19 protein-coding genes and 1 pseudogene are annotated in these 22,221 nt (G+C 71.9%); 10 read left to right on the top strand and 10 right to left on the bottom strand.

Annotated features, from left to right (window positions below; translation table 11 throughout):
* The first annotated feature begins 78 nt into the window (after positions 1 to 78).
* Positions 79 to 876: a CDP-alcohol phosphatidyltransferase family protein gene (locus WMF12_RS20500; RefSeq protein ID WP_437873209.1), complete on the top strand. Its 798-nt coding sequence runs from the start codon at positions 79 to 81 to the stop codon at positions 874 to 876.
* A 21-nt stretch (positions 877 to 897) separates the two neighbouring features.
* Here WMF12_RS20500 and WMF12_RS20505 read toward each other — a convergent pair whose 3' ends face one another.
* On the bottom strand, positions 898 to 1,611 hold the full coding sequence (locus tag WMF12_RS20505; protein ID WP_437747312.1) for a cob(I)yrinic acid a,c-diamide adenosyltransferase: 714 nt from the start codon (positions 1,609 to 1,611) through the stop codon (positions 898 to 900).
* A 97-nt stretch (positions 1,612 to 1,708) separates the two neighbouring features.
* Between WMF12_RS20505 and WMF12_RS20510 the strand changes: the two genes are divergently transcribed.
* Positions 1,709 to 3,259, top strand: a complete 1,551-nt coding sequence (locus WMF12_RS20510; RefSeq protein WP_437873210.1) for a hypothetical protein — start codon at positions 1,709 to 1,711, stop codon at positions 3,257 to 3,259.
* A 202-nt stretch (positions 3,260 to 3,461) separates the two neighbouring features.
* Entirely contained in the window at positions 3,462 to 4,625 is a 1,164-nt protein-coding gene (moeB, locus tag WMF12_RS20515; RefSeq protein WP_437873211.1) for a molybdopterin-synthase adenylyltransferase MoeB, read from the top strand.
* A 124-nt stretch (positions 4,626 to 4,749) separates the two neighbouring features.
* Here the strand turns inward: moeB and WMF12_RS20520 are convergent, their stop codons facing one another.
* Positions 4,750 to 5,082: a hypothetical protein gene (locus tag WMF12_RS20520; protein ID WP_437747315.1), complete on the bottom strand. Its 333-nt coding sequence runs from the start codon at positions 5,080 to 5,082 to the stop codon at positions 4,750 to 4,752.
* 183 nt (positions 5,083 to 5,265) lie between these two features.
* On the opposite strand from WMF12_RS20520, the gene WMF12_RS20525 reads away from it, so the two are divergent.
* From WMF12_RS20525 to WMF12_RS20540, 4 genes are all read left to right on the top strand, one after another.
* Positions 5,266 to 5,718, top strand: coding sequence for a hypothetical protein (locus tag WMF12_RS20525; RefSeq protein WP_437873212.1), 453 nt, complete (start codon positions 5,266 to 5,268; stop codon positions 5,716 to 5,718).
* A 163-nt stretch (positions 5,719 to 5,881) separates the two neighbouring features.
* A complete protein-coding gene (locus tag WMF12_RS20530; RefSeq protein WP_437873213.1) occupies positions 5,882 to 6,898 on the top strand; it encodes a tetratricopeptide repeat protein in 1,017 nt (338 codons plus the stop codon).
* A 118-nt stretch (positions 6,899 to 7,016) separates the two neighbouring features.
* Positions 7,017 to 7,232, top strand: coding sequence for a hypothetical protein (locus tag WMF12_RS20535; RefSeq protein ID WP_272099673.1), 216 nt, complete (start codon positions 7,017 to 7,019; stop codon positions 7,230 to 7,232).
* A 64-nt stretch (positions 7,233 to 7,296) separates the two neighbouring features.
* Complete coding sequence (locus WMF12_RS20540; protein ID WP_437873214.1) at positions 7,297 to 8,760, top strand: hypothetical protein; 1,464 nt, start codon at positions 7,297 to 7,299, stop codon at positions 8,758 to 8,760.
* Positions 8,761 to 8,766: 6 nt separating this feature from the next.
* Here WMF12_RS20540 and WMF12_RS20545 read toward each other — a convergent pair whose 3' ends face one another.
* From WMF12_RS20545 to WMF12_RS20555, 3 genes are read right to left on the bottom strand one after another with little or no spacing between them, the layout of a single operon-like run.
* A complete protein-coding gene (locus WMF12_RS20545) occupies positions 8,767 to 10,590 on the bottom strand; it encodes an ArnT family glycosyltransferase (protein WP_437873215.1) in 1,824 nt (607 codons plus the stop codon).
* Positions 10,587 to 11,573: a hypothetical protein gene (locus WMF12_RS20550; protein WP_437873216.1), complete on the bottom strand. Its 987-nt coding sequence runs from the start codon at positions 11,571 to 11,573 to the stop codon at positions 10,587 to 10,589. The genes WMF12_RS20545 and WMF12_RS20550 overlap by 4 nt, the downstream gene beginning before the upstream one ends.
* Positions 11,570 to 11,692: a hypothetical protein gene (locus WMF12_RS20555; RefSeq protein ID WP_437538562.1), complete on the bottom strand. Its 123-nt coding sequence runs from the start codon at positions 11,690 to 11,692 to the stop codon at positions 11,570 to 11,572. Before WMF12_RS20555 ends, WMF12_RS20550 begins: the two co-directional genes overlap by 4 nt.
* 134 nt (positions 11,693 to 11,826) lie before the next feature.
* On the opposite strand from WMF12_RS20555, the gene WMF12_RS20560 reads away from it, so the two are divergent.
* On the top strand, positions 11,827 to 14,703 hold the full coding sequence (locus WMF12_RS20560; protein WP_437873217.1) for an ATP-binding protein: 2,877 nt from the start codon (positions 11,827 to 11,829) through the stop codon (positions 14,701 to 14,703).
* Positions 14,700 to 15,089, top strand: coding sequence for a response regulator (locus tag WMF12_RS20565; RefSeq protein ID WP_437873218.1), 390 nt, complete (start codon positions 14,700 to 14,702; stop codon positions 15,087 to 15,089). Before WMF12_RS20560 ends, WMF12_RS20565 begins: the two co-directional genes overlap by 4 nt.
* 65 nt (positions 15,090 to 15,154) lie before the next feature.
* Here WMF12_RS20565 and WMF12_RS20570 read toward each other — a convergent pair whose 3' ends face one another.
* From WMF12_RS20570 to WMF12_RS20585, 4 genes and pseudogenes are all read right to left on the bottom strand, one after another.
* Positions 15,155 to 17,239 carry a hypothetical protein gene (locus tag WMF12_RS20570; protein ID WP_437873219.1) on the bottom strand — a complete coding sequence of 695 codons (2,085 nt, stop codon included), beginning with the start codon at positions 17,237 to 17,239 and terminating at the stop codon, positions 15,155 to 15,157.
* Between the two features lie 239 nt (positions 17,240 to 17,478).
* Positions 17,479 to 18,987 (bottom strand): metallophosphoesterase, encoded by a 1,509-nt coding sequence (locus WMF12_RS20575; protein ID WP_437873220.1) that lies wholly within the window; start codon positions 18,985 to 18,987, stop codon positions 17,479 to 17,481.
* A 257-nt stretch (positions 18,988 to 19,244) separates the two neighbouring features.
* Positions 19,245 to 19,363: pseudogene (locus tag WMF12_RS20580) on the bottom strand (serine hydrolase); the annotation flags it as partial.
* Positions 19,364 to 19,561: 198 nt separating this feature from the next.
* Positions 19,562 to 20,155 carry a Uma2 family endonuclease gene (locus WMF12_RS20585; protein WP_437873221.1) on the bottom strand — a complete coding sequence of 198 codons (594 nt, stop codon included), beginning with the start codon at positions 20,153 to 20,155 and terminating at the stop codon, positions 19,562 to 19,564.
* Positions 20,156 to 20,204: 49 nt separating this feature from the next.
* On the opposite strand from WMF12_RS20585, the gene WMF12_RS20590 reads away from it, so the two are divergent.
* Complete coding sequence (locus WMF12_RS20590; RefSeq protein ID WP_437873222.1) at positions 20,205 to 20,693, top strand: type II toxin-antitoxin system RatA family toxin; 489 nt, start codon at positions 20,205 to 20,207, stop codon at positions 20,691 to 20,693.
* Positions 20,694 to 20,749: 56 nt separating this feature from the next.
* Here the strand turns inward: WMF12_RS20590 and traA are convergent, their stop codons facing one another.
* Positions 20,750 to 22,060 (bottom strand): outer membrane exchange protein TraA family protein, encoded by a 1,311-nt coding sequence (gene traA / locus WMF12_RS20595; RefSeq protein ID WP_437873223.1) that lies wholly within the window; start codon positions 22,058 to 22,060, stop codon positions 20,750 to 20,752.
* Between the last annotated feature and the right edge of the window lie 161 nt (positions 22,061 to 22,221).

Genomic DNA, 22,221 nt, shown 5'->3' on the forward strand with positions numbered 1-22,221 from the left:
GGCCCCGGATCGAACCCTGCAACCGCCCTCGGCGTGGCCGTCCTCCCCTGCGCCTTTGCGATCCTAATCTGCACAGCCGTGCTCGGCGCCTACGCCGTGCGCGTCGCGCGCCGCGGCCGACCCGCGATGCCGCGGCTCGGCGCCTCTCCTGGGAGCGCGCTGCTCCCCAGGCCGGTGGTCGAGGCCTTCTACTGGTCGTTCCACGCCCCGGCACGCGCGCTCGTGCGCCTCGGCGTCTCGCCGGACGCGCTCACCTACCTCTCGCTCGGCCTGTCGCTCGCCTGCGCGCCGCTGCTCGCGGCCGGCCGCTTCCGGTCCGGCGCCGCGCTGCTCATCGCCGGCGCCGTCCTCGACGCGCTCGACGGCATGGTGGCGCGCGAAGGCGGCAGGGCGTCGCGCGCCGGCGCGGTGCTCGACTCGTGCCTCGACCGCCTGTCCGACGCCGCGCCGCTCATCGGCCTCGCCGTCTTCTACCGAGAGCACCCCGCGGCGCTCGCGATCCCGCTCGTCGCGATGGTCGCCTCGTCGCTCGTGAGCTACGCGCGGGCCAAGGCCGACGCTTACCAGATCTCGCTGCCCGACGGGCTGATGCGCCGGCACGAGCGGCTCGCCTACCTCGTCGCGGCGCTCGTCTTCGGTCCGGCCGTGCCGACCGCGCGGCTGACCGGCGCCCTCCCCTTCCCGATCACGCTCGCCTGCATCGCCCTCGTGGCAGGCGTCGGCCTCGCCGCGGGCCTGCGGCTCGTGCAGCGCACGCGCGCCGCCCTCGCGGCGGCCGACGCGGCGGCGCCGCGCGAGCCGAGGACGACCGCGCGCTCCGGTGGAGAGCACCCGCGCCTGCTCCGCGGCGGAAAGGCCACGAGCGCGCCGCTGTGATGCCGGCCAGGCCGGCGCGGCTCAGGCGGGCGGCGCCTTGCCGCCGCTCGCCGAGGCATCGGGCTCCCAGAGGAGCTCCGGCGTGCCGAGGAGCGCGGCCGCCCAGCGGCTCCAGACGAAGAGCGCGTCGCTCAGGCGGTTCAGGTAGCGGACCGCGTGCGGATCGGCGTGGCCGGCCTGGGCGAGGCGCACGCAGCAGCGCTCCGCCCGGCGGCACACCGTCCGCGCCACGTGGAGGTCCGTGTTGAGCCGCGAGCCGCCGGGGAGGACGAACGAGCGCAGCGGCGGCAGCTCGACCTGGCAGCGGTCCATCTCGGCCTCGAGGAGATCGATCTCGGCCTGCGTCACGCGCGGCTGCTTCGGGTGGACGTCCTCCGGGAGCGTCGCGAGGATCGACCCGAGGTTGAAGAGCTCGTGCTGGACGCGGAGCAGCGTGCGCCCGAGCTCCACGAGGCGCTGGGCGCCCTCGCTCGGCGCCCCCGGGAGCAGCTCGATCAACGTCTGCCGCGCGGCGCCGACGAGCGCGTTGAGCTCGTCGACGGTGCCGTAGGTCTCGATCCGCGCGTCGTCCTTCGGGACGAGCTGCCCGCCGACGAGCCGGGTCAGCCCGCCGTCCCCCTGCCGCGTGTAGACGCGGTTGATCGTGATCTTCGGCGCCTTGAAGACGCGCGCGCCGCCGCTCTCCCCGGCGTCCGGCGTCTGGGCACCCGTCCCGCGCGTATCGTCGTCGCTCACGGGGAGCTCACGTAAGGCCTCAGCGCACGAGGGTCAAGAAACGCCGCCGGAGGCGATGTTGACGATCCTCCGGGGGAAGTGGAACAGTCCTGTCCCTATGCGCTCAGCAGGGCCGCTGCTCCGTCATCCCGTCTCCATCGCCCTCGTCCTCGCCGCGATCCCCGTCGCGGCCGGCTGCGCCGCCGAGCCGGCCGCGCGACCGGCGCCGAAGCCCGCCGTCACGGCGGAGATGGCGCGCATCGCGGAGAGCCAGCGCCGCGTCGACGAGGCGAGCCGCGCGCTGTCCGACAAGCGGTACGCCGACGCCCGCGGGCTGCTCGACAAGGCGAGCGGGCTCGGCGTCGACTCGCACCGGTACCAGATCGGCGAGCTGCGCGAGAAGGTCGACAGGCGCGAGGCGAAGGTCTGGGCCAACGACGCCGCCGAGCTGCTCGACCAGAAGGAGTGCGAGGCCGCGTTCCACGAGCTGTCGGCGCGGATCGACGAGCTGAAGAGCGAGGCGTTCACCCACGAGGTCCGGCGGCTCGTGGCGTCGCAGGCCGCGGCGTGCGCGAGCAGGAAGGTCGACGACGCGACCATCGCCGGCAAGCTCGCGGAGGCGCGCGCGTTCCTCGCGGCCCCGCCGACGAGGGCGGTCCTCGGCGACGCCGCCACGGACCGGCTCACCGCGGAGCTCGACGCCACCATCGCCGAGGTCCTCTATGGCCAGGTCGAGGCGGACGTCTCGGCCGGACGCTGGGCGAGCGTGGTCGAGAAGATCGACGCCGCCGTGAAGCGTGGAGACACCTCCGAAGAGCAAGGGCGCGCGATCCTCGGGCGGGTCCGCGCGGCCGCGGCGCCACGGCTGGCCGAGCTCGCAGGCAGGGCGCTCGGCACCCAGGACGCGGCAGCCACGCTCGAACAGCTCGACGCCACCATCGCGCTCCTGCGCTGGGAGGCGCCCGCGCCCGACGCGGCCGAGCTGCCAGGGAGCGGCGCGCTGCCCGAGCTGCTCGCGCGGAAGCGCGCCGCCCTCGCGGCGTGGGTCGAGGCGCGGAAGGTCCGGATGAAGCCCATGAAGAAGCCGGAAAAGCGCTGGTCTCACGGCACCGTCGCGGTCTCGCCCGCGTCGGACAGCGACGGCGAGCCGACGCGCAGCCTCCTGCCCTCGACGCCCGTGTGGGTCATCGGCCAGACCAAGGATCGCGCGCTGGTGACCGAGGTCGACCCCGGCACGGCCGTGGTCACGGCGGCGTTCGACGTCGCGATCGGGTGGGTGCCGCTGCCGCGCCTCGCCCAGGAGCCGACCGTCGACTGGCTGCCGCCGAACGACCAGCTGAAGGGCGAGCGCGTGTGGGGCCCGCTCCGCGAGAAGCAGCCGACGCTCGAGCTCGGCGTGGTGAGCGACGTCCAGGGAGCCGACATCACCGTCCGGCGGCTCGCCGACGACGCCGAGATCAAGCTGCCGCGCAAGCAGCTCCGCAGCGGGCGCCTCGCCCCGGGCACCAAGGTGCTCGCGCTCTGCAAGTCGGAGAACGAGCCGGCGACGATCATCGACGTGCCGCCCGCAGGTCGCGTCGCGCGCATCGAGTGCGAGGGGGGCATGCAGAAGGAGGAGCCCCTCGCCTCGCTCCGATCGCGGCCCGATCTCTTGCCTCGCAGCCGCTAGCTCCGCCCTGGCGGAGCCCAGCCCTCCGGCCGCCGCCGAGCGGCTGGCTGCGCCGCGCCGGCAGGCCGAGCCGACGCGCCTCGCCCCTGCCGACAGGCGCGGCGCTCGCTCTGCCCGCGTGGCCACAATTCTCGACCGCCGGCCGTCCGTCGTTGACTCGTAGCGCCGGGCACCTAAGTCTCTCCATCCCTGAGGAGCCACGATGCCTACGACCTATAGCGACCTCATCTCCGACGTCCGCAAGTCCATCCGCGAGCTCTCGCTGACTGAGCTCAAGCGCCGCCTCGACGACAAGGTCCCGATGGTGCTCCTGGATGTGCGTGAGAAGGAGGAGTACCGCGCCGGCTTCATCCCGGGCGCGATCTCGATCCCGCGAGGCTTTCTGGAGATCCAAGTCGAGCAGAAGCTGCCGGACAAGTCGGCCCACATCGTGGCCTATTGCGCCGGCGGCACGCGCTCGGCGCTCGCCGCGAAGACGCTCCAGGAGCTCGGCTACACCAACGTGGAGAGCGCCAACCCGGGCTTCTCCCGCTGGAAGGACATGGCCTACCCGGTCGAGATGCCGCCCAACCTCACGGACGCGCAGCGGGATCGGTACTCCCGGCACCTGCTCCTGCCCGAGGTCGGCGAGGCGGGGCAGGCCAAGCTGCTCGCCTCCAAGGTGCTCCTGCTGGGCGCCGGCGGCCTCGGCAGCCCGGCGGCCCTCTACCTGGCCGCCGCCGGCGTGGGGACGCTCGGCCTCGTCGACGCCGACGTCGTCGACAACTCGAACCTCCAGCGGCAGATCCTCCACGCGACCTCGCGCGTGGGCCAGCCCAAGGTCGACAGCGCCGAGACCGCGATCCGCGACCTGAACCCCGACGTGAAGGTCGTGAAGTTCCAGGAGCGCGTCGACAGCGGCAACGTCGACCGCATCTTCGAGCAGTTCGACATCATCGTCGACGGGTGCGACAATTTCCCGACGCGCTACCTCGTGAACGACGCCTCGGTCTTCAAGAACAAGCCGGTCGTGCACGGCTCGATCTTCCGCTTCGAGGGCCAGGTGACGACGTTCATGCCGGGCGTCGGCCCCTGCTACCGGTGCCTCTACCCCGAGCCGCCGCCCGCCCACCTCGCGCCGAGCTGCCAGGAAGCGGGCGTGCTCGGGATCCTGCCGGGGATCATCGGCATCATCCAGGCGACCGAGGCGGTCAAGCTGATCCTCGGCAAGGGGGCGCCCCTCATCGGCCGGCTCCTCACCTACGACTCGCTGCGGATGAAGTTCGGCGAGCTCAAGCTGCGCCGCGACAAGAACTGCCCCGTCTGCGGCGAGTCGCCGACCATCACGAGCTACATCGACTACGAAGGCTTCTGCGCGCTCGGCTGAGCGGACACGCCACGCGCGGCGCGCTCGACGACGAGCGCCCGCGCGGCGGGGCGTGCACGACGACGACCAGGACCACGTCCACGACGACGAGCGCCCGCGCCGCGCGGCCGGGCGCTCCGCTGTGTCACGAGGGGTACTGGAGCACCGTGGCCTTCTCGGGCCGCTCGATCGCCTCCACGCGGCTCGTCACGATCTGCCGCTCCATCCCGTCGTGATCCATCTGGGTGAAATAGATGGGGCTGCCGACGCGCGCGTTCTGCGGCTCCGGGATCACGACGCCGTTCGGGTTGATCCGAACCGCGCCCTGGAGCTTCAGGTGCAGCGCGAGGTGGGCTGGCCTGAACTTGCGCGCGGCCCGATCGCGGACCGCGACGCAGATGTCGTCGCGGACGTGATACTCCGTGTTGCGGGTGATGAAGACCCGGTGCTTGCGGCGATCCGTGCCGGTGTAGTCCATGCTCGCTCCTTCGCGCCCTTCGGCGCGGCACGCATCGTGGCAAGGCGCGCCGCGCGTGGCCAAATTCGTCGCGGCCGCGCGGCCCCCGGCGTCCCGCACGAAATCAGGTGCCGCAGCAACTTTGTGCGAATCTCCGCGCGCTTTTGGGACGCAGCGCGCAGCGGTGCCACGATCGCGATCGCCATGTCGCGCAGCGAGCGTCTACCCGGTCCCGGTCTGGCGAAGGTCCAGCGTCCACCGCTCCTCCAGCGGAGGCACATCGAGCTCGTGACCTGCTCGACGGGGCGCCTCCACGCGCTGTTCGACAGCGCCGACGTGCTGAGCGAGGGCAGCACCCGCGACGAGGGGGGCGCGCTCGTCTACTACGGGTCGACCAGCCTGCACGTCGCGCTGCCGCCGGACGCGCCGCTGGCGGCGCGGCTCGATCGGGCGCTCGCGCTCGACCCTCACCTCAGGCTGCGGGCGCTCCGCGTGGCCCACCGAGAAGCCGCCGCGCGCGCGGGGGGGCCGCTCGGGCCGATGCAGGCCGAGATCCGCTGCGGCTTCGCGCCGCACGCCGCGGCGGTCTCGTTCGCGCTGACCGTGGACGTCACGGCGCGCGTGCTGATAACGACGGACAGGACGGCGCGCGCGTGACGGCGATGCAAGGACCTTCCCGACGAGACCGCGACCGCCGGCCGTGCCCCCTTGACGCGCGTGTCCACGTGGAGAACGGGAGCACTCCGGCGCGAGGCGGGGTACGCTCCCCACGACGCGCTCTGCCTCCGCCGATCCTCGGCGCGGAGCCGGTGACGCTGCGATGAGCAAGAAGGACCGTTCCGCCTCCGGAAATTCCGACAAGGTGATCCACGTCGTGTTCGGCCCTGGTGGCGGGCGGGTGTCGCAGCCCCCGCCTGCGCCGCGGGCGGACGCGACAGAGGCGCCGCTCCCTGCGCCGGGCGCCCGCGAGCCGGTCACCGACATGTTCACCGGCACCGAGGTCGCGCGGCTGCTCGGCATCTCGCCCGGGCGACTGCGCTCGCTCGATCGCGCCGGCATCGCGGCGCCGAGCGGCCGGCGGCGGGGGCGGCGCGCGTACACCTTCTCGGACCTGATCGCGCTGCGCGCCGCGCGCGACCTGATCGCCCGCAAGGTGCGCCTGCGCGACGTCGCGCGGGCGATCGACAACATCCGAACCGCGCTCCCCAAGGTGACGCGCCCCCTCGCCGAGCTCCGCGTCGCCTTCGACGGCAAGGCGGTCGTGGTCCGGGGCGCGTCGGGCGCGTTCGAGCCGCTCACGGGGCAGATGGTGCTCGACTTCGAGGTGAAGGAGCTGCGCGACGACGTCGTGCGGGTGCTCCGCCCGAAGGTGGGGCGGGAGCGCGCGCGCACGGCCTACGAGCTCTACATGCAGGCCAGCCAGCTCGATGAGGATCCGGCGACGATGGACGAGGCCGAGGCGCTCTACCGTCGCGCGCTCGAGATCGACCCGTGGCTGGCCATCGCCTACACGAACCTCGGCAACATCTGCTTCCGGCGCAACGCCGAGGAGCAGGCGGAGGCGCTCTACATGAAGGCGCTCGATCTCGACGCGGCCCAGCCGGAGGCGCAGTACAACCTCGGCTACGTGATGCTCGAGCGCGGCCAGGCGGCCGATGCCATCCGCTATTTCCAGGGTGCGATCGGGAGCGATCCGCGCTTCGCGGACGCCTATTACAACCTCGCGATGGCCTACGAGCAGATCGGCGATCCGACGAAGGCGCGCCCGTGCTGGCGCAGGTACCTCGAGATCGAGCCGACCGGCACGTGGGCCGAGATCGCGCGCAGGCACCTCTGAGGCGGGCGCCGCGGGCGTCGCCGACGCGCCCGCGACGTGGCAGGTCTTGGCGGTCGGAACCAGCGAGTGAGCGCGAGAGGTTGCTGCAACGCGCTCCAATTCAGGAGAGGTGAACGAGATGAGCGACGTGGGATCGGCCCGGCGGGCCAAGGACGAGCTCAAGGCCAAGATCAGCGGCGAGCCGTGGTGTGTCGGCATCGGGGTCGAGCGGGAGGACGGGGTGGGCTTCATCGTCCGCGTCAGCATCCGGTCCGGAGGAGCCGACGCGGCGCGCGCGGTCATCCCGGAGCGCATCGGCGGCGTGCTGATCAAGGTGATCGAGAACGACCCCTGAGCACGGCCGATCCGCGGTCTTCAAATATCGCCAGGCCGCGCAAACCGTGTAAGCTGCGCGCCTCGTGAACGAGCGCAATCTCTCCCGCCGACTTTCCACGAGCATCGTTGACGCGTTGAAGGCGCACGGGCACATCCTCGTGGCCAGGGGCGGCGCGACGGCGCTCGCGCGCGAGCTGGAGGACAAGATGGCTGCGGACATCGCGGCCATCACGCCCCGGCTCGAGCCGTGGGCCCTCGTCGACGGAGAGCCCACGACCACGTTCGGCACCGACGAGATCGACGACCAGGTCGAGGAGCTCGTGGCGAGCCTCACGAGCACGTTGATGGAGTCCGAGCACGTCGAGGACATCTTCACCGAGGACAACGTGATCAAGCGGGATGTCTTCCGCGTGATGCGCGACGCGCTGCTCGGGCCGCGTCCCGAGCTCGGCCTCGAGGACGACGGCCCTGTGCACGTGCGCCTGGACACGCTCGGGTACGTCGCCTCGACGGTCGGCAAGCGCGCGCCGGCGCAGGTGCTGCGCGAGTCGCTGACGCGCGCGGCCCAGAGCGCCGGCGGCAAGCTGACGGGCTACGATCCCGAGCTCCGCGAGGCGACATTCTCGCTCGAGAGCAGCGACCCCGACGCGCGGCTCGAGATCGAGGAGGCGGTGGCCGACGAGCTCTCCGATCTCGTCGAGGCGAAGGTGGTGACGCTCCCGGTGATGGAGCGCCGCTTCGAGCTGCAGCGCAAGATCGAGGCCGGGGCGCGCGGCGGTCTGCGCCAGCGGATCGACTCCATCGCCTCGAGGATGCTGCGCGAGGGCGGCTGTGCCGCGTCGTGGGAGCTCGCGGGCGATCGGGTCCTCAAGCTCAAGCTCACGCCGCTGTCCGAGCAGGATGCGCTCGAGGTCGACAGTCACATGACCGACTTCAAGCGTGAGATAGCGGTGGTGCTCGGCGACCCGCTCGACGAGCTCGACGTTGCCCGGAAGCCGGCCGCCGCTCCCCTGCGCAACGACGCCCCGCCGTCGCGACGCCGCGAGCCTGCTCCGGTGGCGGTGGAGGAAGAGAGCGAAGACCTCGACGACGAGAGCGAGGACGAAGACCTCGACGACGAGGACGAGAGCGAGGCGCTCGACGAGGAGGGAGAAGACCTCGACGACGAGGAGGAAGAAGACCTCGACGACGAGGAGGAAGAAGACCTCGACGACGAGGACGAGGACCTCGACGAGGAGGAGGCGCCCTCCAAGAAGGCCGCTCCGCGGGAGAAGCCCCGCAAGCCGGCCGAGCCGGCGACGGAGCAGCCCGCGGCGAGCAAGCCCAGGGCCGTGGCGGTCCGAGGCGCGAAGAAGGAGCCGGCGAAGAAGCCGGCGGCCGCGACCAAGAAGGCGAGCGCGCCGGCGGAGAAGGCGGCGACCGGGAAGGCCGCGGCGCCGGCCTCCGTGAAGAAGGCGGCGAAGGCGCCCGCCAAGAAGGCGGCGAAGGCGCCCGCCAAGAAGGCGGCGAAGGCACCCGCCAAGAAGGCGGCGGCGAAGAAGCGCTGATCGCGCTCAGCGGGCGCGGTTGCGGTAGACCAGGATCACGGGCACGCCATCGGGTCCGGCGATGTGATCCGGGCTCGTGGTCCCGAACGCGACCCACGCCTGGTACGCCTGCCCCAGCATGTGCTTCTCGTGGTGGTAGAGGGCGAAGTCCGCGCCCGCGACCGCCCCCACGCCACGGATGTCCTCTCGCAGGCGCCCGTCGCGCAGCAACATCTCCCACGCCGGGCCAGCGGTGTCGTGGATGTACACCGTCCCTCGGGGTGGGACGTGCTCGTTGAGGTACGCGACGACCGCGCCCGTGGTGTACCCCCAGAACGTGCGGTTCAGCCCGAGGTTCGCCGCGCCGGGCGCGCCGCCGACCAGCGGCGTGTAGCTCGAGAGCGCCCACGGGTGCGCGTGCAGCGTCTCGGCGATGGGCGCCGCGACCACCGCCGCCCCGAGCAGCGCCGGGACCAGCGGGCCGCGCGCGGCGAAGCTGGTCCGCGCGCGGGATCCGCGCGCGCGCCGGGAAAGCAGCAGCGCGCGTAGACCGACGCGCGCGCGCCGCACGGCGGCGGAGAACGCGGCGCCGGCGAACAGGGCGATGAACGGGTAGGCCGTCATCCAGTGCTTCGTGCCGCCGAAGATCGGCGTGCTCGGGGAGAGCCAGGCGCCGTACACCGCGGCGATGGCGAGGAACCAGAGGAGCGCCGTGCCGCCAGGATCGTCCGCGGGCGGGCGGAGCCGCGCGGCGAGCGCCCGCTCCGCGGCGAGCGCGAGCCTCCCGCCTTCCGGGGCGAGCCGCGCCGCCGCGCACGCGAGCGGATAGAGGAGGCGCTCGCGCGCTGCCGCGCAGAGCCCCGCGGCGAAGAGGCCCAGCGTCACGACGGGGACCGTCGCCGCCGTCATCACGGGCGCGTAGGCCCTCGGCATCGGAGGCGTCCAGTAGTTCCGGCCGAGGAACTCCATGTTGTAGTACTCGTGGTTCAGGTGAAACGACGCGTACTCGCGGAGGCGCGGGAGCGTGTCGCGCCAGATCCACGGCCAGAGCGCGTAGAAGACGAGAGGGCCGATCGTCGCCATCGCGGCGAGCGCGGCCAGAGGTCGCCGGGCGCCTCCGGGCCGCGCAGGCGACGCCGCGGCGGCGGCCGCGGGCGCCGCCCTCGCCGCGATCGCGCGCGCGACGATCCGGTCCCTGAGCTCCATGCCGACGGCGTGCGAGACGCAGACGATCGGCAAGAACCAGGAGTTGTGCTTCGTGTCGAGCGCGAGGCCGAAGGCGACCCCGGTGAGCACGGGCCACAGCGCCCCGCCGTCCCGCAGCGAGCGCCAGTAGGCGTAGGCGCACAGGGCCCACACGGTCACGATCGGCGCGTCGAAGCACGCGAGGTGCGCCTGGTAGAAGTACCGCGGCAGCATCGCGAAGAGCGCGGCCGCGGCCGCGCCGGCGAGCCGATCGCGCGCCTGTGTGCCCCAGAGGTACACGAGCGCCACCCCCAGGCCCGACAGGACCATCGCGGGGAACCTGTAGCTCGTGCCCTCCATGGCGAAGAGCCCGAGCCGCTTCTGCAGGACGAGGTTGGAGAGCGCGAAGAGCGACTTGATGAGGCCGGGGTGCTCGTGGTTCACCGACCAGGCGGCGTCGACGCTCCGCGGATCGAGCGCCGCGCGCGGCGCCTCGAGGAGCGCCTGGAACCACGCGCCGTAGCGGTTCGCGGCGAAGAAGTAGAAGCCCTCGTCGCGCGCGTAGCCGAGATCACCCGCGGTCGCGAGCAGCAGGGCGACGTACGCCGCCGCGAACGCGAGCGCGATCAGGCCGTCGGCGGGCGCGAGTGGCGCCGAGCGCTTCATCGGGTGTCCGCCTCGAAGCAGTAGTGGCGGTGCGTATAGTCGGCGGATCTCACGGCGAACTCCACCTCCGCCTCGGCCGCGCCCGCGTGGGCGGCGAGCGGGAACTCGAACGCCGCCCACCCGTCGCCGTCGGCGTGCGTCGCCTCGCCCACGGTCTCGCCGTTCACGCGCACGGACAGCGTGACCGGCGCGCCCCGCCGCTCCCGCTCGATGATCCAGTACATGCCCGCGTGCCCTCGGATCACCGAGCCGAGCGGGACGCCGCGGAAGCGCGTGACGATCTCGCCGTCCCTCGGCGGGTGGGACCAGATGCACCGGCGAGGGCGGAACTCCTCGTCCGCGATCACCGTGACGCCCACGTTGAAGAACGGGCCGCCGGGGCACTCGAAGCGCTCGGCGGGGAACGTCGGGTTCCCGCCGAGCCCGCCGGCGGCGATCCGCGCGCGCGGGTTCCAGCGGCACGCGGCCGGAGGATCCGTGACGCGCACGTCGGCCGACGCCGGCGCGACGTTGTCGACGAAGTCGTAGACGACGCGCGCGGGCGACGGGTTCACGAGGCGCCGGAGCACGAAGGGGCCGCGCTCCTGCCGCGCCTCCTCGCGAAAGCCCGCGAGCTCCTCGGCGCGCTGGCCGAGGACGCTGATCTCGACCGCGGCCGCGTAGCGGCTCTCGTCGGGCCGGGCGGCGTCGCGCAAGGGCATCAGCTCGTCCCCGAGCGCGCGGCGCGCGGCCGGATCGGCCCATCCAGGCGCGACGACCACGAGGTCCCCCGGCTGCTTCATCGCCGCGAGGGGCGCCCCCACCTCGCGCCAGGCGTCGAAATCTGGAGCGCTTTCGCTGAAGTACACGTGCGCCACGAGCTCTCCGAGGCCGAGCGCCGGCAGGCCGAGGAGGGCGAGCAGGCCGAGGGCGCGGCGCCGGCCGCGCGCGCTCGCCGCTTCGCCCGCGGGCGAGGCCGTCTCATGGAGCTGCGCCGAGGTCACGCCGTCCTCCGGGCGAGCCGATCGGCGCGTGCCGCCGGCAAGAGCAGCGCGGAGACGGCGATCACCGGCTCGGGCCTGTAGCACGACGGTGCGAGCGCGGCGCGGCGGATGAGGTCCATCACGTCGGTAGCCCTACACGATGGAAATCGTGGAGGAAATGCGACGGATGGCTCCTGCCCCGCGGCCGGTTTTCTGGCGGTGTGGAGCTTAAACGTTCCTGGCGCCGGCATTATGTTGGTTACCCCACAAAACCATGTCGTACCGTTCCCGCCAGCCCGCCGAGGTCGGCCATGTCGACCTCCCCCGCACGCGCGCCGCCCGTGGATCGAACTCCCGAGCCCCGACGCCGGTGGATGTCCAGGCGCGACTGCGCACTGTGCTCACCCATGCGCCGCTCGCGCTCTTCTCCTTCGACGAGCGCGGGATCATCACCCTCTTCGAGGGGCGCGGGCTCGAAGCCCTGGGGCTGAAGCCTGGCGAGCGCGTGGGCCGCTCCGTGTTCCACGTGTTCGCCGCCTACCCGTGCGTCACCGAGAACGCGCGCCATGCCCTCGAGGGACGAGCGGTGACGACCGTCGGGCAGATGCCGGAAGGCTGGTTGGAGGCTCGCTACATCCCGCTGCGGGACCCGGCCGGCAAGGTCACTGGCGCCCTCGCCACGTGCATCGATATCACCGCACGACAGCGGGCGCTGGACGCGCTCGACCAGCAGCAAGCGGTGCTGAAATACGTCATCGCCAATGTCCCACACGCCATCTTCTGGAAAGATCGCCAGGGCCGGTTTCTCGGAGGAAACCAGAACTTCCTCAACGACACCCACACAAGGGTCCTGGAGAACCTGGTGGGCAAGACCGATTTCGACGTCTGGGGCATGGGGGAGGACGCGGCCGCTTTCGTGAAGATCGACCGCGAGGTCATGGAGCGAGGCGTCCCGATGCTCGACATCGAGGAGCCCCTGCTCCGCCCGGACGGCCAGCGGCGGGTCCTGCTCACCAGCAAGGTGCCCATCCGCGACGAGAGCGGCGAGGTGACGGGGCTGCTCGGGATCTACGCCGACATCACCGAGCGCAAGCAGATGGAGCTCGACCTGCACAAGGCCAAGGAGGCCGCGGACGCCGCTGCCCGCGCCAAGGGAGAGTTCCTCACGATGATGAGCCACGAGCTGCGGACGCCGCTGTCGCTGATCCTCGGGCCGCTCGAGTCGCTGCTGTCGAGCCCGGACGAGCCGCTGTCGCCGAAGGTGCGGACGCACCTGGAGCGCATTCAGCGCAGCGGGCGGCGGCTGCACCGGCTTGTCGACGACGTGCTCGACTACCAGAAGATCGAGGCCGGCAAGATGGTGCTCGATTGGGAGGCGGTCGACGTGACGACGCTCGTCGCCGACCTGGTGGAAGAAGCTCGGCCAGCGGCGGAGCGGGGCCGCCTGCAGCTCGCGCTCCAGGTCGACCCCGCGCTGGACACGGTCCCCCTCGATCGGCGCAAATTCGAGAAGATCGCGCTCAACCTGCTGGGCAACGCGCTCAAGTTCACCCCGCCGGGGGGTCGGATCGCGGTCGGGTTGCGGCCGCGCGACGGCGTATTCGAGCTCTGCGTCGAGGACACCGGTCCGGGCATCCCGTCGGACAAGATGCACCTCTTGTTCCAGAGGTTTCAGCAGATCGACGCGTCGATGACGCGCAAGCACGAAGGGACCGGGATCGGGCTGTCGCTGGTCAAAGAGCTCACGGAGCTGATGGGCGGCACCCTCGGCGTGGAGAGCGAGCGCGGCGCTGGCTCTCGCTTCTTCGTGCGGCTGCCGCGCGCTGCGGCCCCTCGGATCGCGCCGCCGCCCCCTGGCCCGCCGGTGCGGACGAGCGCGAATGAAACACGCGCCGGCGCGGGCGATTTCGCCCAGCCCGAGCTGCGCGCCACGGGCGCGAGCGGCGCCGGGGTGCGGCGGACCGAGCCCGCGCCGCGCCTGCTCGTGGTGGAAGACAACCCGGACATGCGGTCCTACATCGAGGACATCTTGCTGGCCGAGTACGAGATCGCGCTGGCGACCAACGGCCGCGAGGCGCTCGAAGCGGTCAACGCGAGCCGGCCCGACGTCATCGTATCGGACGTGATGATGCCGGAAATGGACGGCTTCGAGCTGGTCCGGCAGCTCAAGCAGGAGCCCGACCTCCGCTCTATCCCGATCATCCTCCTGACGGCCAGGGCGAGCCGCGCCGAGACGGTGGGGGGGCTGGAGGTCGGCGCCGATGACTACCTGGTCAAGCCGTTCGATCCGCTGGAGCTCAAGGCGCGGGTCCGCGCGGCCGAGCGCCTGCACCGCGCCTACCAGGAGCTCGAGGCGAAGAACAGCGAGCTCGCGACGGCCCTGAAGAGGCTCTCGGAGACGCAGGAAGAGCTCGTCCAGGCCGGCAAGATGGCGGCGATCGGAACCCTGGTCGCGGGGCTGTCGCACGAGCTGAACAACCCGGTCGCCATCATCCTGATGAACGCCCAGCTCGTCCTCAAGCGGCAGCGCGACGGCCACGGGATGCCCGATGAGCGCCTGCTGCTCAAGGTCCTGCGCACCATCGAGCAGCAGGCCCACCGCTGTTCAGACCTCACGCGAGCGCTGCTCGATTACTCGCGCGGCAAGACGATCGGCCGGGAGACGTGCGACATGTCCACCGCGCTCCGCCGCGCGTACGAGCTCTCCACGCCGCGGGCGCGCGAGCGCGCCGTCCACCTCAAGGTGAACAGCTCCACCGCGGCGCCGCTGCCCACCGTGCTCGTGAATCCGGCGCAGCTGGACTCCGCCTTGCTCAACGTGATCGGCAATGCGATCGATGCGACCCCGCGCGGCGGCACCGTCGAGGTCGAGGCTCACCCCCTCCCCTGCAGGGACATCGAGGGCGTGCAGATCGAGGTGCACGACACCGGCTGTGGTATCCGCCCCGAACACCTGGACCGCCTGTTCGAGCCCTTCTTCACCACCAAGCCGCCGGGAAAGGGGACCGGCCTCGGGCTCTCGCTGACGCATCGGTTCATCCAGGAAAACGGCGGCGACATCCGCGTCGAGAGCGAGCTCGGCGCGGGGACGACGATCCGCATGTGGCTGCCCGCATCTCACGCGCAAGGCCGCGACGGGGACACGACGTGAACGACCAGCCGAGCGAGCGCCCGGGCAGCAGGCCGCGGGTCCTGGTGATCGACGATGAGCCAGCGATCCGAGAGACGCTGGATACCGTCCTGTCCTTCGAGGGGTACGACGTCGCTACCGCGGCGACAGGCGAGGCGGCGGTCGAGCAGGTCAAGGGCGAGCCGTTCGATCTGGTGATCACCGACCTTCGGATGCCAGGCATGGGCGGCGATGAGACCCTGGCCGCCCTGAAGCGGCTCCACCCGAACCTGCCGGTCATCGTGGTGACGGCGCACGCTTCCGACGCGGCCGCCGCGCGCTGCATGAAGGAGGGAGCGCTCTGGATCGTCCGCAAGCCCGTCGATCTCGACGATCTGCTGCGGCTGGTCAGGGCTGCGGTCCGCTGAGCGCGCGCGGCAAGCAGCGCGCGGCGCGGCATGGATGCCAGCGCGGAGCCCAGGGGGACGACCCGCTACAGCTCGATCGCGTAGACGACGCTGCCGAGCGGCATGCGCTGCATGCGCTCCTCGATCACGCCGCGGAGCGCCTTCCAGGCGCCGGCCTTCTCGACGTACGTCTCGCGGAGGCGCAGCGCGCCGGCCTTGTCGCCGCGCGCCTTGATCCCGAGCACCGTCCTCGCGAGCGCCTCCGCCGCGGCGGGCAGCTTGTCCGACTGGATCGAGAAGCACCCCTTGTCCGCGCCGTTCGCCGCGGTCTCGCCGCGGTGGAAACCGATCGCTCCTGCGTCGAGCAGGCTGCCGAGCTGGATCGCGGCGAGGTGACCATACGGCCGCGGCTCGCCGCCCGCTGTGTACATGCCCTGCCCCGCCTGCCCGAGCGCCCAGATCACGTCCCTCACCTCGGACATGCGGGCGAGCGCCGGGTCGAGGACGCCCTTCTGCGCGAGCCAGCTGGTGAAGAAGAGCGCGCCCGTCTGGGCCTTGAGCTCCTCGAGCATCACGGCGAGCGGCCCGCCGAAGAGCTCGTCGTCGGTCTTGCCCTGCACCTTGTAGCCCTGCGCCGGGCCCAGGTTGTGGGCCGCCTCGTGCAGCACCGTCCCGAGCGCGGCCACGGGGCGCTCGAGGGAGACGCTCTCCATCGTGGTCTTGCAGAGGAGCGAGGCGGCGGCCTCCCGGAGCGCGGCGCGGCTGTCGTCGTCCTGCAGGAGGTTCACCATGACCACGGTGCGGCCGCGGCCTTCGGTCGCGACCGGCCCCCAGTTCGGCAGGCTCTGCCCTGACGTCCCGCCGGTCGCGGCGCGCGACTCGCCGGCGTTCATGAGGACGTCGATGAAGTCGGGCAGGTGGAAAGCGACCCTGCGCGCCCTGTACGGCGCGCCCGCGAGGCTCGCGAAGGCCGTCTCCATGTCGGACTTCACCGGATCGAGCTTCTTCTGCCAGGTCAGCGACTCCTGGTTGATCCGCGCGAAGCTCACGTGGAAGCCCGCCTTGCGGCTGCACGGCTCCCAGTAGGTCTCGTCCGGCCCCACGCGCAGGTACCACGCCGAGTTCTCGGCGTTCATCTTCGCCCAGGGCTCGTCCGCGACCTCCCAGCGGTTGTCGAGGAACGCCTGCGACGCCGCGAGCAGGTAGGCCTTGAAGGCGGCCTCGCTCGGGCTCTGGATCGCCTCGGCCGCCGCCTTGAGCTCCCGGCTCACCGCCTCCATCTCGGGCTTGTAGGCCTCGCTGTAAGGCACGGCCTTGAGGGCGCCGCGCTCCTCGACCACCACGGTGAAGGGAGAGAGGAGCGCCTTCTGATCCGGGCGCGCCTCGAGCGCAGCGCAGAACTTCTTGTCCTGCTGGAGGCGCGCCGGATAGACGCCGGTGACGCGGGGCGGCCTGCTCGGCAGCGCGCTGCAGCTCGGATCGTCGCGCGTCCTGGGTTGCTGGCACCAGGGCCCCTGGTTGCGCCAGAACAACGCCCGGCTGGCGGGGTCGTCGGCCGGGATCTTGTCGGCCATGCCGGCGGAGCCGAGCTGCTTCGCGTGGATCTGCTCGATGAGCTCGGCCACCTTGAGCAGGTGGCCGACGATGGCGCGATCCTCGGCGGGCGCGCCGCGGAAGTCGGACCGGAGGAGCGAGGGGCGGCCGGCCGCGAGCTCCGCGAGGACGGCATCGCGGCGGCGCACCTCGGCCTCGTCGAGGCCAGCGCGCAGGTGGCCCTCGGCCTTGACCTGGGTCATCGCGGCATAAGCCGACGTGAACGCCGGGGTGAAGGCCCCGGAGGCGACCCAGGTCGGCGCCGGGGTGTGGCGCCAGAGGGCGGAGACCTCGTCGGGGTCGACGGCGCCCGAGCCGTTGCGGTCGGCGATCCAGAACAGCGGGAGATCGAGCTCGACGGCGATGCGGTTGAGCTCGAGCCGGGGGATCTGATCGAAGCGCGGGGCCTGGGGCGCGGCCTGGGTGGGCGTGGGCGCTGGTGGCGCGGCCGGCGGCGGCTCGGCCGGCAGAGGGGGGTGCGGAGCCGAGCAGGCGGCGCCCGCGGCGAGGGCGGCGAGCCCGGCGAGGGCGCCGAGCGGGGCGCGGCGGGACGGCGGGATCGGGAGGGAGATCTTCATGGCTGCAGCTCCGAGGGGCCTTTGACCTGCGAGGCGCGCGGGGCGGCCGGGAGGCCAGCGAGAGCGAGGAGGCGCGCCGCGAGAGCGCCCGGCGCCGTGGTCGCGCCGCGAGAACGCCTCCCCGCGCGATCGGCCGCCGGACTGCCAGACGCGCAGGAGCGTAGATCAAGGACGCCCGGAGAGGGGGTGTTTCTACGCGCAGGTAGGAAGGAGCGTTGTCCGGCGGCGCGGGAGCGGCCTCATGCGGAGGGACGGACGCCCGCCGCCCTGGGCAGCCGCTGCCCGAAGACGCCTGCCAGGAGCTCCCCTGCCCCGTAGTAACAGAGATAGCCGGCCAGCACGAACTTGAGAGGCACCGCCGACGCGGGCAAGAGCAGCAGGACGAGGCCGGCGAGCGTCGAGCCAGCGCCCACGACGAAGAGCCACCTCGACTCCACCATTCCCTTGAGCACGATCGACGCCGCGACGCGCAGCGCGCCGGAGATGAACGCAAAGAACCCCACGAGGACCACGAACATCTCGACCACGTGACCGCGACGAAGCACGACGAGGCCCAGAAGGAGGCTCGCCACGCCGCGCACGCGGGAGAGGAGGCGTCGGATGGGCGGCTCCCGCAACGCACCGACGAGCGACAGGGCGCCATCGACGAGCGCGTAGGCAGCGAAGGCCAGGACGAGCAGGCGCCACCCCGCGGAGGACCCCTGACCGACGGAGATCGTCAGTGCGCCGGCGCCCACGGAGAGCGCGAGGGCGCCTTGCGCGATGAGGATCCATCGGGAGCGCTCCGGGCGCGTCGGCTTCGGGAAGATCGTCCTCGCGGCGGAGAGGGCCGCGGCGACCGGGCTCTTCGTCGCCGAACGTGCGCGATCGGGCTTCGCATCCGGGAGCACGAGGGGCATCCCGCGCTCGACGGCGCGACCGTCTTTCCACTCCAGATAGCGGACATGTCCGTCCGGAGAGATGCGAAGGAACGAGTTGAGAGGCCCGGCCCATGAACCGCTGTTGAAATACCAGTCACCGATAGAGCCTGCCTTGTGGGTGTGCCCGAGGACAGCCACGTCGTATGCGCCCGTGTCGAGCTCCGCGCGGACCCCGACCACGTGCTCGCCGAGCCGGTCCGGGTTCTGCGCCGGCGTCAATGCCCCGCGGGGGGACGGGTCCCCCTCGGTCACGCGCTGGCTCATCGTCGCCAGGGTGCGTTTCCAGATCGTCAGTATCGAGTCGCCGAATCGCTCGAGGACGTCCTCCACGCTCTCGCCGCCCTTGAGGAGAGGAGAGCCGTTCTCGTCCTCGGCGACGCCGGCGAGGATGGAGAACATGCGGCCGAAGCCGGGCTCGTCCCCGGCGTTGAACGGATCGGTCTCGTGCCCGTGGCAGAAGTGGAACCGCTTGCCGCCGAGCTCCCGGGTGAACGGCGCGCGCATGCACGCGAAGAAGGGGTGATTGAGGAGGTCCGTCTCGATGAAGTGCACGAGATCGACGTCATGGTTGCCGGGCACGTAGACGAGCCTCAGCGCGGCGAGCTGGTCGAGGAGCGCCCGCCGCTTCACGAACAGGAGGCTGAGGTTCATCTGCCAGAGCTCGAAGAGGTCGCCGAGGATGAAGAGCTCGCCCCCCTCGCTGCCCACGTGGTCGAGGAATGCACGCAGCTGCGACGTCTTCTTGCCTGCCTCGAAGTTGTCGCGCGCGCCGCCGTCACCGATGTGCAGATCGCTGATGACGAAGATATCCCTGGCTGCGCCATCCATTGCCCTGCTCCAGGGTGGAGCGATCTCGCCATGAGCGACGGCCGCGTCCCCCACCCCGCGCGCGTCGCAAGCCGCGTGCCGCGACGATTCGCAGGAGGGCGAGCGCCGGGCGAGCGGACGGCTCGGCCGGCATCGACTCGCCCGCCGGCTCGCCGCCGCTCGGCGTGCGCGAGCGCCCCCGGGCCGTCACTCGCACAGGGCGGTATCGACGAGATCGAGGACGTCCATGTACGCCTGCTCGGCGCCCGCTTCGCCGTACAGCAGCTGACGCACGGTGATCTCGCGGCCGTCGATGCCGTCGGCGCGCACGAGGTCCGGCTGGTGGGTCTCGATCGGCGCGTAGATCGACCTCGCCCTCGCCGACGAGCTGCAGGACGGGTGGTCGTCTTGCGTCACCCTCACCTCGGCGCGCTCAACTCCCGTTCGTGAGGGGGGCTGTCAGGACCGGGTTGGTGTTCCGTGCCGCGTCGCACGGGCGCTTTCGGCCGCACGCGGCGCGGTAGGGGTGTCGAGCAATCACTCGCTCAAGCCGCTCATCCAGCCGATGTGGCGAGGCTCATCACGAATACTGGAGTCACCCCTCTGCCTCCGTCGCGACCTGGGCGAACGGGTCTCGGTAAACCTCGTCGACCGACAGAGCGCACCCGATCGCCTCGAGATGCGCGCCCCCTCCAGCGCGGGCCTCCCGGAGCGTCCACGAGTCGTCCTCGTTGCGGTGAAACACCTCGATGCGCTGCTCGTGCTGCGAGACGAGCACGTACTCCCGGAGCGAGGGGATCCGCCGGTAGTGCGCGAACTTCTGCCCACGGTCGTAGGCCTCCGAGCTCTCGGAGAGGACCTCGACCAGGGCGATCGGGTTGAGCGCCGCGTCGTTGTCCGCGAGATCGCGCTCGAGCCTCCCGCAGACGACGCTGACGTCAGGGTACGTGGCGAGCCCGGTCGCCTGCACGCGGACGCGCAGATCGGCGGAGTAGACCGCGCAGGGCCGCCCGCGGAGCTGCGCCCGAAGCTCGGCACCGACGCTCAGGCACAGGCGCGCGTGCTCCGGCGTCCCGCCGGCCATCGCGAAGATCTCGCCGTTCAAGAACTCGTGCTTCGTCGGGCTCGCCCGCTCCTGCTCGAGATACTCGGCGTATGTCCAGACGATCTTGCGCGCCGGCTCGTTCATGGTCCGGCAGTATGCCACGCCAGCGCGTCACGACCCTATCCTCGGCGCCATGCCCACGATCCAGAGCACCGCCGAGATCGACGCCGCCTCCGACGAGCTCTTCGCGCTGTCCCAGGACTACGCTCTCCGGCTCGAGTGGGACCCGTTCCTCCGCGAGATGCGCTACCGCGACGGCGCGACCGAGCCCGCCGTCGGCGTGCGGGTGTGGGTGCGGGCGAAGAACGGGCTGTCCATGGAGGCCCGTTACATCACCCTGAACCCGCCGGAGCAGGTGGCCATCACCATGGTCGAGGGGCCGCGGATCTTCCGCCAGTTCTCGGGCGCATGGCTCTTCAAGGCGCTATCGCCGCAGCAGACCCGCGTCACGTTCCGCTACAACTTCACCGCGCGCCCGCAGGCCCTCGCCCCGGTGCTGGAGCCGGTGATGGCGGCCGTGCTGAGGCGCGACATCGAGCAGCGCCTCGCCGGGCTCAAGCAGAGCGCCGAGACGACGGACATCCTTCAGCGGCTGCCGAGGCGCGGCCCGGCAGCCGTCTGACGCGCGGCAAGGCCGCGCCGCGGGAGCTCAGCGCGATCCGCGCTCCGTGGACCCGCTCACCGCGAGGCCGCGCGCGTCCGGCGACGAGCGCCCGCGAGCGCGAGCCCGAGCCCAGCGAGCGCGAAGGCGAGCCCGCCGCCCTGCCGCCCCTCGCCGCCGACCCGGCACCCGCAGCCGCCCTCGTCGTCCTCCGCGTCTGGCTCGGACGCCGCGCCGCCGCTGCCCCCACCCGCGCCGCCCCCGCCGCCCCCACCCGCGCCGGTCCCGCCGGCGCCCGCGTCGGGGCCGGGCGGCACCACGCAGGCGTGCGCCTCGAGGTCGCAGACCTCGCCGTCATCGCAGTCCGCGTCGCCCACGCACGCGACGCACGCCGGCGTCCCCTCCACGAGGGCGCAGCGCGGCGCCGCCGCGCTGCACGGGTTGCACGAAGGCCCGCAGAAGGCGTCGACGACGCACGGCGCACACAGCGCGGCGTCGTTGCAGTAGGAGCCCGGCTCGCAGCCGGTGTTTCCGCTCTGGCCGATGAACTCGCGGCCGCACTGCGCACAGGCGTCCTCGTCCGACGCGGAGGCGTCGCCCGCCACGCTCCGATGGAACGCCGCCGGCTCAAGGAGCGTGAAGCCGGACTCGGCGAGGTTCGTGCTGCCGGCCTCGCCGGCCTTGAGCTGAAAATCCTCGAACTCGCCTACCAGGAGCGACACCTCGAGCTCTGAATGCTCGGCGATCGCGGCATAGAGGATCTCGACGGGGTACAGGCCCTCCTCGGCGAACGTGACGGTATTCGTCATTCGCCAGCTGGGTGCGCCGAGCGCGGGTGGCTGCACCAGCACCGGATAGGCGGCCTGCGCCGAGTCGTAGATCACGAGGGCCACGGCGTCGTCGGCGTAAATGCCAAAGTGGACAGGCTGCTCGATGTGGTCGGGCAGCACGGCCAGGTACCCGCGCAGGCGCATGCCGAACGCCACGTCGGGCTCGTTCGCGACGAAGTCGCACCCTCCTGCCGGGCAGTCGGAGACAGCGTCCAGAAAATCGCCGAAGCTCGCCTCGCTCCCGGCGTCGTACTTGTTCGAGAGATCGAGCGGTGTGCGCACCACGGAGCTCACGAGTTCTTCCTGCCCCGCGTCGAAGAACGTGTTCATCTTCTCGATGAAGCCCGCCCTGTCGCTCGTCGGAACCCAGAAGTCGACATCTGGCGCGGACGATGGCCTTTGCGCGCCGCACAGGCCCGTACCTGCCTCGGCGGGGAGCGGAGCTACAGGACCTCCTTCGATGATCACTGGCTCGGCGTTCGCGGCGCCCGGTGCTCCCAGCGCCGTGGAGAGGGCGAGCACGAAAGAGATCGTCAGCTTGGGACGTCGGTGGAACATGGTCGCTCCTGGCAAGGAAAACAGCGCAACTACGCGGCCGCTCGCATGCGACCCGCGATTCACGGCACGTCACGTTATCCCGCGCTCGTAACGCGGAGCCCAGAAATCCCCTTCGCGGGCACGATCCCGACAGCGAGCAGCGGAGTGTCCGCCCGCGGCGC

It is taken from the genome of Sorangium sp. So ce363 (assembly GCF_051520435.1).
Taxonomy (GTDB): Bacteria; Myxococcota_A; Polyangia; order Polyangiales; family Polyangiaceae; genus Sorangium; species Sorangium cellulosum_B.